This is a genomic window from Gilliamella sp. wkB72 (assembly GCF_001693745.1).
GTDB classification, from domain to species: Bacteria; Pseudomonadota; Gammaproteobacteria; order Enterobacterales; family Orbaceae; genus Gilliamella; species Gilliamella apicola_E.
Map to the genome: position 1 here is coordinate 150,478 of NZ_LZEI01000011.1, position 18,712 is coordinate 169,189.

General features: G+C 37.7%; 13 protein-coding genes and 1 riboswitch. Of the genes, 3 read left to right on the top strand and 10 right to left on the bottom strand.

What is annotated here, in order from left to right:
* Positions 1-175: 175 nt before the first annotated feature.
* Genes thiQ through thiB form a run of 3 tightly spaced genes read right to left on the bottom strand, consistent with a single transcriptional unit; the run spans position 176 to position 3,447 of the window.
* Complete coding sequence (gene thiQ / locus A9G07_RS06575) at positions 176-877, bottom strand: thiamine ABC transporter ATP-binding protein ThiQ (protein ID WP_065734538.1); 702 nt, start codon at positions 875-877, stop codon at positions 176-178.
* Positions 855-2,435 (bottom strand): thiamine/thiamine pyrophosphate ABC transporter permease, encoded by a 1,581-nt coding sequence (gene thiP, locus A9G07_RS06580; RefSeq protein ID WP_065734539.1) that lies wholly within the window; start codon positions 2,433-2,435, stop codon positions 855-857. Before thiP ends, thiQ begins: the two co-directional genes overlap by 23 nt.
* Positions 2,436-2,448: 13 nt before the next feature.
* Complete coding sequence (gene thiB, locus A9G07_RS06585) at positions 2,449-3,447, bottom strand: thiamine ABC transporter substrate binding subunit (RefSeq protein WP_065734540.1); 999 nt, start codon at positions 3,445-3,447, stop codon at positions 2,449-2,451.
* A 40-nt stretch (positions 3,448-3,487) separates the two neighbouring features.
* A riboswitch (TPP riboswitch) is annotated at positions 3,488-3,596 on the bottom strand.
* 518 nt (positions 3,597-4,114) lie between these two features.
* Between thiB and argS the strand changes: the two genes are divergently transcribed.
* Positions 4,115-5,848: an arginine--tRNA ligase gene (gene argS, locus A9G07_RS06590; protein ID WP_065734541.1), complete on the top strand. Its 1,734-nt coding sequence runs from the start codon at positions 4,115-4,117 to the stop codon at positions 5,846-5,848.
* Between the two features lie 402 nt (positions 5,849-6,250).
* Here the strand turns inward: argS and A9G07_RS06595 are convergent, their stop codons facing one another.
* Together A9G07_RS06595 and A9G07_RS06600 are read right to left on the bottom strand one after the other, a co-directional pair.
* Positions 6,251-7,618: a hypothetical protein gene (locus A9G07_RS06595; RefSeq protein WP_141677485.1), complete on the bottom strand. Its 1,368-nt coding sequence runs from the start codon at positions 7,616-7,618 to the stop codon at positions 6,251-6,253.
* Positions 7,619-8,412: 794 nt separating this feature from the next.
* Positions 8,413-9,759, bottom strand: coding sequence for a hypothetical protein (locus A9G07_RS06600; protein WP_065734543.1), 1,347 nt, complete (start codon positions 9,757-9,759; stop codon positions 8,413-8,415).
* Between the two features lie 1,289 nt (positions 9,760-11,048).
* Here A9G07_RS06600 and A9G07_RS06605 point away from each other — a divergent pair.
* Positions 11,049-12,065 carry an amidohydrolase family protein gene (locus tag A9G07_RS06605; RefSeq protein ID WP_065734544.1) on the top strand — a complete coding sequence of 339 codons (1,017 nt, stop codon included), beginning with the start codon at positions 11,049-11,051 and terminating at the stop codon, positions 12,063-12,065.
* Between the two features lie 295 nt (positions 12,066-12,360).
* Here the strand turns inward: A9G07_RS06605 and rluB are convergent, their stop codons facing one another.
* The 4 genes from rluB to rnm form a co-directional block, all read right to left on the bottom strand.
* Entirely contained in the window at positions 12,361-13,221 is an 861-nt protein-coding gene (gene rluB / locus A9G07_RS06610; RefSeq protein ID WP_065734545.1) for a 23S rRNA pseudouridine(2605) synthase RluB, read from the bottom strand.
* 42 nt (positions 13,222-13,263) lie between these two features.
* A complete protein-coding gene (locus A9G07_RS06615) occupies positions 13,264-13,968 on the bottom strand; it encodes a DUF3592 domain-containing protein (RefSeq protein ID WP_081303366.1) in 705 nt (234 codons plus the stop codon).
* Between the two features lie 30 nt (positions 13,969-13,998).
* A complete protein-coding gene (locus A9G07_RS06620; protein WP_065561914.1) occupies positions 13,999-14,619 on the bottom strand; it encodes an L-threonylcarbamoyladenylate synthase in 621 nt (206 codons plus the stop codon).
* 66 nt (positions 14,620-14,685) lie between these two features.
* The gene (gene rnm, locus A9G07_RS06625; RefSeq protein WP_218060026.1) at positions 14,686-15,558 is read right to left on the bottom strand and encodes an RNase RNM; all 873 of its coding nucleotides are present in this window, start codon (positions 15,556-15,558) and stop codon (positions 14,686-14,688) included.
* 28 nt (positions 15,559-15,586) lie between these two features.
* Here rnm and rraB point away from each other — a divergent pair, with 28 nt between their 5' ends.
* A complete protein-coding gene (rraB, locus tag A9G07_RS06630) occupies positions 15,587-15,973 on the top strand; it encodes a ribonuclease E inhibitor RraB (RefSeq protein WP_065734546.1) in 387 nt (128 codons plus the stop codon).
* Positions 15,974-16,050: 77 nt separating this feature from the next.
* On the opposite strand, the gene A9G07_RS06635 is transcribed toward rraB, so the two are convergent.
* Positions 16,051-18,705 carry a beta-N-acetylhexosaminidase gene (locus A9G07_RS06635; RefSeq protein ID WP_065734547.1) on the bottom strand — a complete coding sequence of 885 codons (2,655 nt, stop codon included), beginning with the start codon at positions 18,703-18,705 and terminating at the stop codon, positions 16,051-16,053.
* Positions 18,706-18,712: the final 7 nt, after the last annotated feature.

Here is an 18,712-nt window from a genome sequence, read left to right on the forward strand (position 1 = left end):
TTTTTAAGTGAAATTTAAAACCTCAAAAACCCCGCTCCTCAACTTTTTTGATGGAAAAAACGGCCACTAAAAAGGCCATAGTTTAAAGCGGAATTACTTATTTGAGGCAATATTTCAAAACAGAATTTAGACCCCAAAAACCCCGTTCCTCAACTTTTTTTACTGAGGACACTAATTATGAATAATAACTTATCCCTAACAATTTAGCTATCACTTGATTTTCAGCTAGCTGTTTTGGTTCTGCATTAAAAATGACGTTTCCATTTTCAATAACCACACAGCGAGAAAAATGGCTAAGTGACTCATCCAAATAATGCGATACCATCATTAAGGTCAGATTAAATTCACTACAAACCTGATTCACCAATGCCAACATTTCAAAGCGCAGAGCCTGGTCAAGGGCAGAAAATGGCTCATCTAATAATAATATAGGACGATGTTGTATAAGACAGCGAGCCAGTGCCACGCGTTGCCGTTGGCCACCTGATAGCTGTTCGGGATAGCGATGGTTAAAGCCTTCCAGCCCGACACGAACCAGAATATCATTAATAGTCGTTTGTTCAGCTCGACTCAGTTTTAATGTCGGCTTGATGCCTAAAGCAATATTTTGTTCAACCGTTAGATGGCTAAATAAGTTATTTTGTTGAAATAGCATCGATACCGGGCGTTTACCGGGTAACGTTGTTGTGACATTTTGGTTATTTAAGATGATTTGTCCTGATTTAGGAAAGATGAACCCCGCAATTAAGCTAAGTAAGGTGCTTTTGCCCGCACCACTTGGGCCGACAATAACAACCCGCTCTTTAGCAGCAATATTTAGCGTAAAGTGCATGTTGAAGTTGTCATATTGATATTCAATTTTTTGAAGTTCGATCATAATCCATCACAACCAATAAACTAAAAGATAAAAGTAATAACATCGCCGCTGTCACGATACTTTCTTGATAATGATAATGCGATATCTGTTGATATAAATAATAAGGTAACGTGGTCACCGACTGCCCGCCAAACAGAGCTATTACCCCAAAATCGCCCAATGACAATATGGCAGCAAGGGCAAAACTCATCAACATAAGGCTTTTTAACCCCTTAAAATCGACCAAATAAAAGTGCGTTAAACCATTGATATTAAGGGTTTGGGTTAATTGCCAATAGCGTGCCGTAATATCATACATTGGCGTAGCTAAATTTTTAAGGATGAAAGGTAGCGCCATTAACCCATTACAAACCATAATTAATAAGCAGATAAAAACAGTGTTATGACTAAAACCGAATAACAATAAAAACAATCCCGATGCTAATACCATGTTTGGTATAGCTAATATCAAGGAGGCAACCATCATAAGCCGATTACTTAATTGACGTTGTTGGTTAATCAATAGTCGGCAATTGGTCCATAGCAAAAGCAATCCAAGAAAGATCGCTATCATAGCCGAACCTATAGCAATAAGGATTGAATAGAGTAAGGCTTGTTGCAACATCGATGTGAGTAATGAGATTTGAAAAAAATAGAAACCTTGAAAAAGTATAGTAATCATCGGGGACAATATAAATAATCCCCCTATTACGATAATTATCATACTAATCATTTTTAACCAATTGGTTATCGGTAATTGATAGTTGGAGTGACTAAATTTAACACTCAGCTTTCTATCATTGCTATTTATTTTCTGCATCAAGCTAATAAAAGCAATACAGCAAACCAACTGCACACAAGATAGTAATGCGGCTTGTAGTAGATCAAAGTCTCGCACCGCTTGATAAATAGCCACTTCCAGCGTGGTATATTTTGGACCACCACCCAATGCAAGCACAATGGCAAAACTCGAAAAACAGAGCATAAAAATAAGTGCTGCCATAGGCAATATTTGTCTACGAAGTAACGGCCATTCAAGTAATTTAAAATAGGTAAATGTTGAAAAATTAAGTTGTGCCGCTAACTGTCTTTGTTCTATAGCAACACTGTTTAATGTTTTGTAAAAGAGCACACAAGCATAAGGAAAATTCAAAAAAACATGAGCCAACAAAATACCTTGCAAGCCATAAATAGGAAATGAAAATGGGATATGCAGTACTTGGCAAATGTAAGCCAGTAAACCTTGTTGCCCATATACCGACAACAACCCTGTCACAACCACCAAAGCGGGTAAAATAAAGGTAATTGGCATTATTTTTATCAGTAACTTTTTACCTTTAAAATCAATAAAGGAGAGCGCCTTAGCCATTAATATTGCTGATGCCAGCGAAAGTATTGTCGATAACAAAGCTTGATAAAAAGTGATCCAAACAATATGAAGCACATAACTATCAAGATAAATCGTCAAATTTCCTGACTCTAAGGCAAATCGCCAAATAGCAATAAGTGCCGAGCTTAAAATGATGAGTATTAAGCTCGCTGCACTCATTCCGGGTAATAACGATTTAAATTTCAACATTGGCGATACGGATCTATTTACTAATTGCCGATTGCCATTCTCGAATCCAAGCTTTTTGATGTTTTTCAATCTCTGCTGGCTCAAATTCTAACGATTTATTGACCGAATTAATTTGCGCAAAGGCATTAGGTAGATCCGTTTTGATAATCGGATACATCACATTTTTCTCAGCAAATTGGTGTTGGACTTCAGGTGTCAGCAAATAACGTAAAAATTGGCGCGCTAGGTCAATTTCTTGACTGTATTTAATAATTCCGGCTACTTCAACTTGACGATAGTGCCCTTCATCAAAAATAGCTGCTTCGTAGTGATGCTCGTTTTCATTAATGATATGTGCCACTGGCGATGTACTGTAACTAAGGACAAAATCCGCTTCGCCTTTTAAAAACATACCATAAGCTTCGCTCCAACCTTTGGTGACTGTCACCGTGTTTTTAGCGATTTGTTGCCACGCTTCTGCTGCTTTATCTCCATAAACTTTTTTTACCCAAAATAGTAAACCGAGTCCTGGTGTACTGGTTCTTGGATCTTGGTAGATGATTTTCCAACCGGCTTTGTTTTCAACCAGTTCATGTAAAGAATGAGGTGGATTTTTGACTTTGTTATTATTGTAGATAAAAGCAAAATAACCAAAATCATAAGGCATAAAACTATCATCCCACCAATTGGTGTTAAGATTGTCGGGTTTAGCGATTTGATGAGGAATAAGAATATTCGCTTGTTTGGCTTGCTCTAATAGGTTGTTATCTAACCCTAAAATAACATCCGCATTCGTTTTATCGCCTTCAAGGCGAATACGATTTAAAACCGACACACCATCACCTAATGTCACAACCTCAAGTTGGCAATTGCATTGGGCTTCAAACCCTTTTTTGATTGCCTCGCCAGGTCCCCACTGTGACATAAATGAATTATAGCTATAAACCGTCAAAGTAGGCAGTTCTGCATTGGCTAATGGGCTAAAAAGAGAAAATAGAAAAATAACAGGTAGTAAAAAGTTTTTACAAAACATTTTGCCTCCAAAGAAATAGGTAAAAGACAAAAGGTTTGAGCAGATATAATAACTCAAATCCCTCCGCTGGCATTATCCAGTTCAGGTTCGACGAGTTATGTCAGTCAATCTGACACTCTCAGCCCACTAGGGCACCCCGTTGAGAACGATATTAGTTTAGAGGCTGAAGGTATAATTGTAAATAGTTACCTTCAACGGTTGCCTGCAAACTTATCTATGATTTTGGAAGAGAGTAACTGCGCTTGATCAAACTGATAGCTTTATAAAATTCCCGCTTAGCCCCATTTGTAATCAGAAAATCGATTTCTTGCTTATTTAAGGGGGGGAGTGAGTTTTGCATATTCATCCAAAAGGATATTTTCACCATAATTATCATACTATTTTGTCAATTGTGAATCTGATTTCTTGCAGATGACCTTGAGCAAACACCGAAGTTGAAAAGAGCAAAAGGATATTGATAATCAGGTAGTTAAATAAATTTCGGCACCTGTTTTCTCTTTATTTTTTTATCTATTTTATAATTGAGTTGATAGATTACATCTAAATAAAAAAATTTTCGTTTATCAAAGAATCAGCTATTTACTTGTCCTTAACTAATCCCACAGTGACAATTTATCAATTTATCAGTATTATATTGGGCATTTTATTTTAATCGATTAGGTTCAGTGTGAATATTCAACAACTATTAACACAACGTGTTTCTCAAGCAATGATTATGGCGGGTGCTGATAAAAACTGCGACGCTTTAATCAAGCAATCAGCTAAAGCCCAATTTGGTGATTACCAAGCAAATGGTATCATGTCTACCGCTAAAAAATTGGGAATGCCACCACGAGCATTAGCTGAAAAAGTTTTACAACATCTTGATATTGATGATATTGCCGATAAAATCGAGATCGCCGGTCCTGGTTTTATTAATATCTTTTTAAAAGATAGTTGGATTGCTGAACAAAACGAAGTCGCGCTAAATAGTGATAAACTGAATATTACTTTACCAGCCAAACCACAAACTATTGTGGTTGATTACTCTGCACCAAACGTAGCAAAAGAGATGCACGTCGGCCATTTACGCTCAACTATTATTGGTGATGCTAGTGTCCGAGTATTAAGCTTTCTTGGTCATAATGTTATCCGTGCCAACCATGTTGGTGATTGGGGAACCCAATTTGGGATGTTAATCGCCTATCTTGAAAAAATGGAAAACGAACATGCCAACGATATGGAACTTTCAGATTTAGAATCGTTCTATCGCGCAGCAAAAAAACATTACGACGAAGACGAAGCCTTTGCCGAAAAAGCCCGTAATTATGTCGTAAAACTTCAAGGTGGTGATCAATATTGCCGTGAAATGTGGCGAAAACTGGTGGATATCACCATGACACAAAACATTGCCACATATAAACGCCTTAATGTCACCTTATCGGTTGAAGATACAATGGGCGAAAGCATCTATAACAGTATGCTACCAGGCATTGTTGCCGATCTAAAACAGAAAAAATTAGCGGTTGAAAGTGACGGTGCCATCGTCGTATTTCTAGATGAATATAAAAATAAAGAAGGCGAACCAATGGGCGTTATTATCCAAAAACGTGATGGTGGCTATCTTTATGCAACAACCGACATTGCCTGTGTAAAATATCGTTACGAAACACTTCATGCTGAACGTATTTTATATTATACCGATTCACGTCAACACCAACATCTAGAACAAGTTTGGGATATCGTGCATAAAGCGAAATATGTACCAGAATCCTTAAAACTTGAACACCACATGTTTGGAATGATGTTAGGTAAAGACGGCAAGCCGTTTAAGACTCGCTCAGGTGATACCGTAAAATTAAACGACCTGCTTGACGAAGCTACAGAGCGTGCAGAAGCACTCATTAAAAGTAAAAATCCCGATCTTTCTCCAACAGAACTTGCCAAAGTGATTGATGCAGTAGCGATTGGCGCAGTGAAATATGCCGACCTATCCAAAAATCGTACCACCGATTATGTTTTTGATTGGGATAACATGTTGTCATTTGAAGGCAATACTGCACCATATCTACAATATGCCTATACACGCGTACTGTCGGTGTTTAGAAAATCAAATATCAACGAAGATAGCTTAACTGGTAATATCAATTTAGGCACGGACAAAGAGCGAACATTAGCAATTCGATTAATTCAATTTGATGAAACCGTTTCAACCGTTGCTGTAGAAGGCACACCGCATGTGCTATGCGCCTATTTGTATGATATCGCCACCCTATTTTCTAGCTTCTATGAGCACTGCCCAATTTTGGCAGCCGAAAATGAAGACTTGAAACATAGCCGTCTAAAACTGGCATCTTTAACAGCAAAAACCCTTAAAACCGGTTTAGATATGCTTGGTATTAAAACGGTTGAAAAAATGTAACAAAACCAGCCACCGATATTGTTCAATATCGGTGGTATATCGCCACTTAAAAACATCTTAAAAATTTCAGCATTTAAAATTGAGGGGAGTTTTATAAAACCAAATTCATCCCCAAAAAATCCTCAACTTTTTGATATAAAAACACAACTAAACACCACAGCTTAAAGCTGGATTATTCATATAAAACAATATTAAAAAGTAGGATTTAGAACCCCAAAAACCCCGCTCCTCAACTTTTTTTGTAATAAAAAAATAAACCCGCGGGTAATTCAAACATCGCTAAGCCACAAAATCGCTTTTTATGGCTAAACGACGTTGGCTCGTAGCTTGCTTTTAATTGCTTAATACTATTTTTTATCACTCCCACCCCCGGCCTAAGGATTAAGGACGAAGAAATAAGAGCTAAGGATAGACGCAAAGCCCAGAGATGTAGTAGTTGGTGTCGCTGTTCCACTCCACAAAACCGTCGTTTGAGCTCACGGTAAACTGCTCTCTACCATGCGGGTCACTAGTCCAGTAAAAAGCGCGCTTAAAGCCAACGCCTGAATAATCTTCCATATAACCCCACTCAGTGAAAAAGCCTGAACCAATTCTACGTTGGTAATAATTATAAGGTGAGGAAGGGGTGGCACCAACTGAACCCTGACACCTAGTGCCTGAATGACTACCACGACAAGATGCATTAGTTAAATCCTTTACCTTAGGTACTCGATAACCAATACGACTACACCAAGATAAAGCAGGAGAATAATTGGACTCAGTCACATTACCACGGTTGACGAACCACTGCTTCAAAGTAAAACCATATTTAACGACAGCATTACCTCGACTATCACGACCGACCAACTCGAAAGTCTGAGGCAAAGTAGGTTTAGAAATAGGAGTAGGACTGTTTGAATTATGCTGGGATTTGGTAGCGTAAGGACCAGTTAAAGTAACACGAACGCTTGTAGCAGTAGAATTAGACATTGTGACGGTGATACCACCCAGAGAAACTGGAGACCAAGACAATGGCTGACTACTACCACTAATATCTAAATCAAAGTACAATCCATTAGCACCAGTTGTAGGAAAGTTTTGACCGTAATAGCGAGGGTCTGTTTTTTGTGTGAGAAAACCCTTAGCAGGGTCCCACATCCAAGTCGGACCTCGGAAATCGTGAGATGGTGCCCAAGACGCTTCACCAAGCTTACCATATTTTAAATTAGGTCTGGCAAAACAAACCAAAGGCGCAACTTTAGGATTGACATAATAAGTCACATTACTAGTACGGAAATCACTACGATTAGGAAATCCGTAACGAGTAGATAATGTGCCGTTAGTACTAGATAACGTAACCTTGTAAGGAGAATTACAAGTCGTTAACACTGAATTACGTGATACCGTTTGACCGTTTTTATCGACGATAGATAAACTTAAACGACCAGTAGCACTAACACCAGAATCTCCATCATCATCCCCCCAATAATTATTAGGAGGACCGATAAGAGAACTTAAATCGACTGAATTAGTATCAGTAGGAACCAACATACTAATATCAGCAAAACTCTGACCCACAACCGGCAAGACGATAGGTCTTGAAGAAGATGATGAATTGGTAGAAGGCGTATAATGTGTACCATCAGATAGTGTAATCCCAAGCAAACCGTTAGTATCAACAATACGAGTACGACCACCGTCGAAAGTCAGATAAGGTGCACTACCCTGTATCGCATTTCTAGTTGTTTGTGATGTCAATGCGTGACCTGAAAAAGGAAGAAAAAAAGCCACGAAAAAAACAATCTGCCGGGATAATTTGGGAAAGGATCGAAAATAGGATCTGAAAGAGGATCCGGAAAACGACCGGAAAAAAGATCGAGAAGAGGATCGCGGAAGCGATCGCGCGAAAATTCGCAGAATTTCACTTGATTGCGTGGAAAAATAAGTTTTAGTTAAAAATTTAAGATAGGAGTTGAACTTAGACGAATTTAAAAGATAGGTTTGGCAGGTTGGCTGTTGGCTGTTGGCTGTTGAAAATTATATTGCATTTTAGACTATCCTGTCAAGTAATTTTTTGATTAATTTACAATTTTATACTTTTCTGTCAAATTTTAGCCTTGTAGCTAAAACCGTGTAAAAAGTATAGTGATTGGAAAAACACGATGCAACACTTTTTTTCGCTCATTTGCGTTAACTTTTGTAAACAGGATCTAAAAAGGACCTGAAAGTTAACCGGTTAAATTTTGTTTTAATTAAATATATTTCAATTACAAATCTTTAAAATTAGAGCGATTGATCCTTAAAAATTTTATTTTAGGGATTTGAATTAGAAATTTAGTGATTTTGATATTTTAATAATTTTTTAAATGAAATTTAAAACCTCAAAAACCCCGCTCCTCAACTTTTTTTGAGATATAAAAACGCAAAAATAAACCCGCCTAGGCGGGTAATTCAAACGTCGCTAAGCCACAAAATCGCTTTTTTATGGCTAAACGATGTTGAATCGTAGCTTTCTTTTAATCACCTAATACTATTTTTTATCACCCCCACCCCCGGTCTAAGGATTAAGGACGAAGAAATAAAAACTAAGGATAGGAGCAAAGTCCGTAGTTGTAGTAGTGGTTCCAACTCACATTACCTTGGTGTATGCTCACGATAGCCATATAACCACCAACCGGGTCACTAGCCCAGTACCAATAGCGGTAGAAGCCAACGCCTGAATAATCTTCCATATAACCCCACTCCGTGAAAAGCCCAGCATCTATATGACGCATGTAATGATTATCAGAGGAAGAAGGGGTGGCGCCGACAGCGCCTTGACATTCTAAATCTGTATCACGACAAAATGCATTGGTTAAATCCTTTACGCTAGGCATTCGATAACCAATACTATTACACCAAGATACAGTATTATAATGATAGTCCACCTTATAACCTCGGTTGACGAACCACTGCTTCAAAGTAAAACCATATTTGACGACAGGAGTACCTTGACTGTCACGACCGACCAACTCGAAGGTTTGAGGCAAAGATGGAGTAGAAATACGACCAGGATTGGCTGAACTATGCTGGGATATGGTAGCGTAAGGACCAGTTAAAGTAACGCGTACGCTTGTAGCAGTAGAATTAGACATAGTAGCAGTGATACCTCCATGAGAAACAGGAGACCAAGACAATGGCTGACTACGACCACCAATATCTAAATCAAAGTACAATCCATTAGCGCCAGTTGTAGGAAAATTTCTACCGTAAAGTGACGGGTCAGTTGACTGAGGGATAAAACCCTTAGCTGGGTCCCACATTGAAGACGGACCAGCAAAATCAAAAGATGGGTAAGTAGGATCATCACCACGCTTACCATACATTAAATTAGGCTTAGCAAAACAAACCACCGACTCAGCCTTAGGATTGACGTAATAAGTCTCACTACTTGCACTGAAAGTACTATGATTAGGAAAACCGTAACGAGTAGATAATGTACCGTCAGTACTGGATAACGTAACCTTATAAGGTGCATTACAAATTGTTAGCACGGAATTACGTGATACTGATTGATTGTTTTTATCGACGATAGATAAACTTAAAGAACCTGTAGCAGTAACGTCAGCATCACCATCATCATCACCCCAATAATTATTAGGAGGACCAATAAGAGAACTCAAAGCGACTGAATTTGTATCAGTAGGAACGAACATACGAATATCAGCAAAACTCTGACCCTCAACCGGCAAGACGATTGGGGTTGTAGATGATGAATTGTTAGAAGGCGTGTAATTAGCTCCGTTAGATAGTGTAATCCCAAGCAGACCGTTAGTATCGACAGCACGTGTACGACCACCGTCGAAAGTCAGATAAGGAGGAGTGCCCTGTATCTGATTTGCTGTTGTCTGTGATGTCAATGCGTGACCCGAAAAAGGAAGGAAAAGAGCCACGAAAAAAACAATCTGCCGGGATAATTTAGAAAAGGATCGAAAACAGGATCCGAAAAAGGATCGCGAAAAGGATCTGAAAATGGATCCGGAAAACGATCGAAAAGAGGATCGCGGAAGCGATCGCGCGAAAATTCGCAGAATTTCACTTGATTGCGCAGAAAAATAAACGTCAGTAAAAAATTTAAGATGGGAGCTGAACTTAGACGAATTTAAATTATAGGTTGGCCAAGTTGCCTGTTGCCTGTTGCCTGTTGAAAATTATAGAACATGTACGACAATCCTGTCAAGTAGTTTTTTGATTTATTTAAAATTTTACACTTCTAAGTTATGTTTTAGCCTCGTAACTAAAACCGTGTAAAAAGTATAGTGATTGGAAAAACACGATGCAACACTTTTTTTCGCTCATTTGCGTTAACTTTAGTAAATAAGATCTAAAAAGGATCAAAATAATATTTGGTTAATTGTTGTTTTAATTAAAGATATTTCAATTACAAATCTTTAAGAATGTGATTATTGATCCTGAAGATTTTATCTTTGAGTTTAAAATCAATGACGTTGATCATTAAATAATTTTGAAATGGAATTTAGAAGATCAAAAACCCCACTCCTCAACTTTTTTATTAAAAAGATTATCTGTTTTCAACGCTTTTATGCTGTCTTTAGATATTATTTATTGGGATTAAGAATATTGTGTAGAAGGCGTTCACTGGGTTTAATGATTGTCTATTATTGTTATGACTTGGCATTTTCTAAAGATTTTACTAATTTTTCTGAATATCACCTTGATTAGTAAACATTGGCGTTAAATTTGGTCGCGCTGTGTTGAGTTTGGAATTAACCCTTTTATTGTTTTGTGCTGATAAATTATTAAATTTGCAGTCAATACAATATTGTGACGGTATAGACTCCTCAATTATTTTTACATTGATAATGTTAATCTCATTTTTTCGACTCTCGTTAGTTATTATTAAATAATTAGTTAGCTAAGTTTGGGTTATTTGTTTAGAAACTATAGACTATTGTATGGTGATTTGGTTGGGTTAAAATCTCAAAAATAATACTTTAACCATTTCATTTGTTTAAATATTTTTTAATTTAAAGTGCTTGATCTTATCATTCAAATGATTAGAATTCTCTGCAATTTATTCAAGATTAAAGTTAACTATTTATGACAAATTGTAATTTTGCAGTCCTAAACAATAATGAATGTAAAGTAGTTTGATCCTCCTTTTTGGGGGATTTTTTTTGTCCAATTAATTTTAAAAGTAACTCAATTATAGAGGCCCATTATGACCGATAGTAAAACCCTGTTATCAACGAGTCGAGATCAAAGTTTAAAAGCATATTTGATGAATAAAATTAAGCAAAATGGTGGTTGGGTTAATTCACATATGCACGCAGACCGTGCTTTTACCATTACGGTTGATAGTTTTGATGTCTATCAAAAACAGACGTTGATTGAGAAATGGGATACGCTGGATAAAGTAAAAGCCGCTATGAGCGAAGATGATTATTATCGCCATTTTAGCATGGCAGTTGAGCGGATGATTGAGCAAGGTGTGTCAGCAATGGGGTCGTTTGTTGATATTGATCCGATTGCTGAGGAACGGGCGATTCGAGGTGCTCTGCGGGCGCGTGAGACGTATAAAAAAGATATTACCATTAAATTAGTGAACCAAACGCTTAAAGGGGTTATTGATAAAGAGGCGCGTTATTGGTTTGATAAAGGGGCTGATTTAGTGGATATTATCGGTGGCTTGCCTCGTCGTGATGAGCGTGATCATGGTGAAGGTATGGGGCTTGTCCATTTAGATGTGTTGATGCAAACAGGTAAATCATTAGGCAAAATGGTACATGTGCATGTTGATCAATTTAATTCATCAGATGAGATCGAGACTGAGCAACTTACCGATAAAACTATTGAGCATGGTATGCATGGTAAGGTGGTCGCTATTCATAGTATTTCGATTACTGCGCATAGTTTGGAATATCGCCAAAAACTTTATCAAAAAATGAAAGAGGCAAAAATGATGGTGATTGCTTGTCCATTTGCTTGGATTGATAGTCCTCGTCGTGAAGAACATGGCCCTACTCGTAATTCTTTAACACCTGTGGATGAACTAGCTGCCGCCGGTATTCCTGTTGCGATCGGTACAGATAATGTGAGTGATTATATGTTACCTTTTTCAACCGGTAATATGTGGGAAGAGCTTAAATTACTCGTGACGGGTTGTCGTTATACTGATTTAGATAATGTGGTGAATGTTGCAACCAAAAATGGGCGAATGGTTTTAGGGCTTGAATAATTGCCTAGAAATCTGATTTTAAATTTTTATAAAATCTCACTTTTTGTGGGATTTTTTTGTTTATAGACGATAGTTTTCATTTCTCTTTATTTTTAGCTTACTTACGTATCGTCTTTTCACTATTTAATCTGCTTTGATTAGAGTTGTAGAAATTTGAAGATAGATTACGCGTATAATTGTTTTAGTTCATGGGTCTATTGATAAAATGGGATCATCTTGATGAAAGAAGTTAAGATTGGTTGGCGGGTTGATTTTTAACCCTTAAATAATATTTTATTTAAGGGTTAATCGCACTTTAAATGCGAGTTTTGCTTACGCGTTTATTCCTTCTTGGATTCAGTTTTACCCGTTTTGGAATGCGCTTTTCTGAGGTTGATTTGCTGGTAAAGCTTTTTACTTCCTCTGGTAAACCAACTAATTGTCGTAAGTAATTAACCGAGTCTATGCCTAGTTCCATCCATGTGCCACGAGATAAGCCTTTCGGTAAGGTGATATTTCCATAGCGAATTCGGAGTAATCGGCTAACTTGGACACCTACGGCTTCCCACATGCGACGGACTTCTCGGTTGCGACCTTCAGTAATAACCACATTGAACCACTGATTTAAGCCATCCCCACCTTGTGGTTTGATGGAGTTAAATGCAGCTGGACCATCTTCAAGCTGTACACCTTTGCGAAGTTGATTCAGTTGTTGGTCGGTAATATTGCCGAATACTCGTACCGCATATTCCCGTTCGATTTCATGCCTTGGGTGCATAAGACGGTTAGCTAGTTCGCCATCGGTGGTGAAGAGTAATAATCCAGAGGTATTAATATCAAGCCGACCAATATTGATCCAGCGTGCGTTTTTTATTCGTGGTAATCGTTCAAATACGTTTGCACGACCTTGCGGATCATGGCGAGAGCAGATCTCCCCTTCTGGTTTATAGTAAGCTAGTACGCGACAGACTTCTTTTTCTTTGCTTCTTAACTGGACTAAGTGGCCGTTGATGCGAATTTTAGGGTTGGCATTGACGTCAACGCGATCACCTAGCGTTGCTATTTTACCGTCAACGCTAATTTTGCCAGCAACGATCATGGCTTCAATCTCACGACGAGAACCATTGCCTAAATTGGCTAATACTTTTTGTAATTTTTCAGAATTCAATTTTTTCATTTTGCCTCGCTACCTTCACAGGTATCTTTATCTAAAGTTGGTTTATTTTACCTTGGGTAAAAAACGTATATCGACATAATAACGTTTTGGGTTTGCTTCATCAATATAGACGGTTATTGTCTCTTGATTAATGAAAGGTTTTGGATCAAACCAAATGTTTTCACTTTTAAAAAGATGAATCTCATCGGGTGCTGTTCTGTCTTGCCACTGGCTATAAATGATGTAAGGAGAGCGACCTCGGACAGTTAATGCAGTATTTTTTTCAATCGAATTTATCTTGGCTTCAATTTGTCGGCCACTTGCTAACAATGCTCGTTTTAGTTTATTTTTTTTAGATTTAAAATAAAAATAACCACCACTTGTTAAAAATAGTAGGCTTGCGAGTATGCCTAAAATTATTTCTCCAAGCCACATTGAGAAAGTATCGTTAATTTTAGCATGATCAGCGTTTTGCGGATCATAGATAATATCAACCACATCGCCTTTCTGATAAGCTGGAGGATTACTACCAACATTTGATTTAACCTTTCTGACTTGTTCCTGAGTATCAACAAATTGAAAGATAGGGTAATAAGATACGGATCGATTGCCATTAGAATCTTTTGAATACGACTCTTCAAAGTCAATAACGGTGCCGGTAGTACTTAGTGAAGAGTTGATAAAATTGATCTGTTTTATCGATAGATAGAGTACCAATGACATTAATCCAATACTTATAATTAAAATAAGTGCCATTATTTTCTTCATTTCTTTCCCTATATAAATGTTTAATTTTTTTTATTTAAAAGGTGAAGTATCACCACTTCCTTCCCGAATAATATCTGGATAATCGTGAGTTAGATCAATCACTGTGGTTGGTTGTTCGCTGATATAACCACCATGAACGATGGCATCAAGTTGATGACCGATTTTATCTTCTATCTCTTCAGGATCAGACTGGGCTTCATTTTCGTTAGGTAAAATTAGCGTGGTAGTCATTAAAGGTTGTCCAAGTAATTCGAGAAGCGCTAAATCTATTTTATTATCGGGAATGCGCAGTCCTATGGTTTTGCGTTTTTCGTTCATTAAGCGTCGTGGCACTTCTTTACTTGCAGGTAAGATGAAGACGTATTTTCCTGGTGTATTGTTTTTTAGCAACCGAAAAGTGGTGTTATCAACGAACGCATAAGATGAGAGTTCGGATAGATCACGACACATTAAGGTGAAGTTATGATGTTTATCAAGGTTGCGAATTTGGCAAATGCGATCTACACCATACTTGTTATCAAGCAAACAACCTAGCGAATAACCGGAATCAGTCGGAAATGCTATCACACCGCCGTCATTTAATATTTTGACAACTTGATCTAATAATCTTGTTTGTGGATTATCTGGGTGAATATAAAATGTTTGGCTCATAATATTCTTCTTTGTTGATTGCTGGTTAAAAAATGTGAGGAACGGGGTTTTTCATCACGGTTTAATTTATACCCAATCATGCCATATAGGTGTTACGCTACCCGGCAATGGTGTTGTTTTACCTAAATCAAGATAATTAACCAAATCATGAAAATCAGAGCCTTGCGAAGCCAATAACTCAAATTCATTAGCCAGTTTGGCTAGTTTTTGTAAATCATCTTGTGTTTGTCGGCTTTGTGAAACTTCAATCGCATCACCGCCGAATGTTTTAAATTCACTAATTAATAATTTTAATTTAGTTAGGGTCAAATCATAACGAGATGGGTGTGCTAATACAGCTTGTCCACCAGCAGAATGAATGGCATTAATCGCATCAGCAATACCGCAACAATTGGCCGGAACATAAGCATAACCACCTTTGCCTAGGTATTTTTTAAATGCTCGTTTCATATCTTTGACATAACCATTAGCCACTAAAAAGCGAGCAAAATGGGCTCGAGAAACGATATCACCTTTCGAATATTGTTGGGCTTGTTGATAAGCGTCGTGAATATTGACTTTAGCCAATTTTTCACTAATGCTTATTGCTCGATCAATTCGGCCTTTTTCTTGGGCTAATAACAATTCAAGCAACTGCGAATTTTCAATATCGACATTCAATCCAACAATATGAATTTCGCTATTTTTCCATATCGTCGATATCTCTACACCATGAATCAATTTTACTGGTAAGTTTTCACGCGCGATAGTCTCTTTTGCTTCAGGCAAACCTTTGATCGTATCGTGATCGGTGATAGCTAGCATGTTGATTTGATTATCTGCTGCTCTTTTAACCAGTTCAGTTGGCGTTAAGATGCCATCTGATGCAGTTGTGTGCGAATGTAAGTCGACAATCACTTTTTTCTCGAAAATTATTTTTAAACGTGTAATATACCACACAATTTGCACGACCACTAAAAGGTATATTATGAAAGATCAAATTCAGCTTGCTCAGCAAGACACTCTTGCTATTATTCAGGAACTTTTAGAAGACGGTAGTGATCCACATGCTATGTATATTATTGAGCACCATATCTCATCACAAAACTTCGATCAGCTCGAAAAAGTGGCGGTAGAAGCTTATAAATTAGGCTATGAAGCAACCGATCCTGATGAGGATGTTGATGATGAAGGCAATGTTGTTATTGGTTTTGATATTATCGCTGAAAGTCCGTTAAATGCTGAGTTAATTAACAATCAAATTGCTCAGGTGATTACATTGGCAAACCAATTCGGGGTTAATTATGACGGTTGGGGAACCTACTTCGAGGATGGCAGTGATGATGATGCTGAAGATGTGGAAACTTTGCACTAATTAATCCCCTTCTTAATCAACCTTCAACTTTTTGGGATTTATTCTTATCCGCTAAAATAGCGGATAAGAATTATATTTTACATTTTTAAGCCTACTGCCCTACTGGTTCTTTTTTGATTTGGAGAGACACTACGAACCAATACGTGTTCGACATTGTTAATGGCAACGGGTCCTTTATAACGCTGCCAACTTTCGCCTTGATTAGTTGAATATTCAATGGCTAATCCCGGATAGACGATATTAGCAATGAGTTTACCATTTTCAATTTTCGCCCCCGGTGTCGGTAAGCGATAAGCAATTTTGGCTAAATCAAGTTTGGATAATTCGCGTTGTCCCACTAAATTAGCAAATAATGTCCAATCTTTAAGTAATTGGCTTTGATCGACATAATGCGTCGTTCCTTTCGAAAATTCACGATCTTTTTGGTAAGCAATTTCCCAATCAGCTTGATGCCATGCTCGTTCTGCGACAGCTATTAACCTTGGGTATATCATATATTCCATCTGATTATCAGTACGAACAATTTCGCTCCATAGTTGTGCGGATAAGCCGTAACTGCCAGACCAATCTAACGTGCCTTTAGCATTGAATGGGTTTCCATCACGATCAACGGATGTTTCAGCATTTTGGGGTAAGTTATTTGGCGCGAAGCTAAATATTTTACGTTCATCATTAAAACGAGTAGCCCAATAATAACCGGGTTCTAACGTATTAACTTCGTAAGGAAAATCAAGATAAACATAATCAGGATTCGATATCACTATTTGATAACCTTTGTTGGTCCATTCACTCGCTGAGTCAAAACCACCCCAGTAAAGTGTGTCCCAAAAGTTAACAGTGACTTTATCGACAGCAAAGTCTTTGGCACTTTCAGCATATTTTACGCCGTCTTGCCAGGCTTGCATGTGATTGATGCCATGATTTTTAACTATTTTACTGGCTTCAATAGCAAAATAACTCGGTAGATGTTTTATATCTTTGATGGTGCCTTGTTTAACCAATGTTTGGCAGGCTTGGGATTTTGCCCATGGTAGATCTTCAATGCTTTGATCGATTAAGCCTTTACCCGCCTCTTTTGCGTGGATATCTTGATATCCCGGACCAAGACGAATATTTTTGGCTTCATCACCGCCAAAGTGCCAAACAGTCAGTGGTTGTCCTGCTTGGTTATGCATTTTGGCAATTTCAGTGATCACTTTATCGACAAAGCGTTTAGATGAATCTAAGCAAGGATTTAGGTAACTTTTTCGATCGTAAAATTGTACCGTTGTGGTATTTGAATCATCACTTGGATCAACTAAACGAAACTCATTAGCTTCTGCTTGTTTACCTTCTTGCATTAGGCGTTGATAACGTGCTTCCATAGACACAATTGCCGCTCTGGCATGTGCTGGCATATCAATTTCAGGGATCACCTCAATAAAGCGATCTTTAGCATATTTGACAATTTCAATGTAATCATCACGACTAAAGTAGCCACTACCTAAATTATCACTATTAGGCCCTGATCCTAATTGCGGTAATAGACATTTGTTTTCGCTCAGATCATGACAACGCTTGCTACCGACCTCGGTCAATTCCGGAAGACCTGGGATCTCAATTCGCCATCCTTCATCATCACTAAGGTGAAAATGGAATTTGTTTAATTTATAACTCGCCATTTGATCGAGTAATCTTAATACCGCTTGCTTTGTTTTAAAGTTACGTCCGGTGTCTAACATAATGCCACGATAGTCAAAGCGTGGGTAATCTTCGACTTTTAGCATAGCAATGGTTGGGTTTTCGTTAACGGGAATCAACGATAAGATCGATTCTACACCATAAAAAATCCCCCGTTCATCAAAGGCAGTTATAGTCGCTTGCTTATCGCCAATATTCAGTTGATAAGCACCTGATACGCCATTTTTAAATTTGGCCGCATCAATATTTGCTACAATCTTATAACCTTTATCCGTTAATGGGATATTTAAATTGTTAAATTGTTGATTGAGTACGGCTAAGCTGGCGTCATTAAGTCCTTTTAATTGAAGATGAATGCCATTTTTACCAAGCTGTATATCTTTTTCAGCAAGGGTAAGTTTCACCGGCGTTGGAATAATTTGCCCACGCATGGCCTTTTTATCAAGTGGCTTAATATCGGCATTACGTTCAAATCGATTAACCGTCGTCATTAAAATATTATGATCATCGGGCGTGCGTTTCCACTGTTCACCAGTTAGGGAAACAAAATCATCCAATTCAGTATTACTGATCACTTTAGGTGTGGCGTCGGTCGATGTTACATACCAGCGAGGGATAACATCCGATTCGCTTAACTGCCAATACTCACCGATAATAGGTATATCTATGCTAGCTTTAGCCGGAAATCCGGTAAATTTTTCAGTTGGCTCTATTTTATGAAGATCACCGGTAAGATGAGTGATTTTGAATTGATCATTGTCAACCGCCAATATCATTCTGATACTACTAAAATAGATTGCCCAATCTTTGTCGTTGATAGCTTCGCCATCATTGTTTAACGAGATTGTGGCTTTGAAACAAGATGCCCAATCAGCACCTAAAATTGCACAATCAACACCATGTTCACCCGCTTGATTATCAACAATAGTATATTTGACACTAAGCTTTGAACTTATTTCATCAACAATTTTCTGAGAGGCGTAAGCCGAAGAAGCTACTCCAAAACTTAGCAGAGAAACGATTGAAGTAAACAATATTTTAGATTTTTTCATAATATTT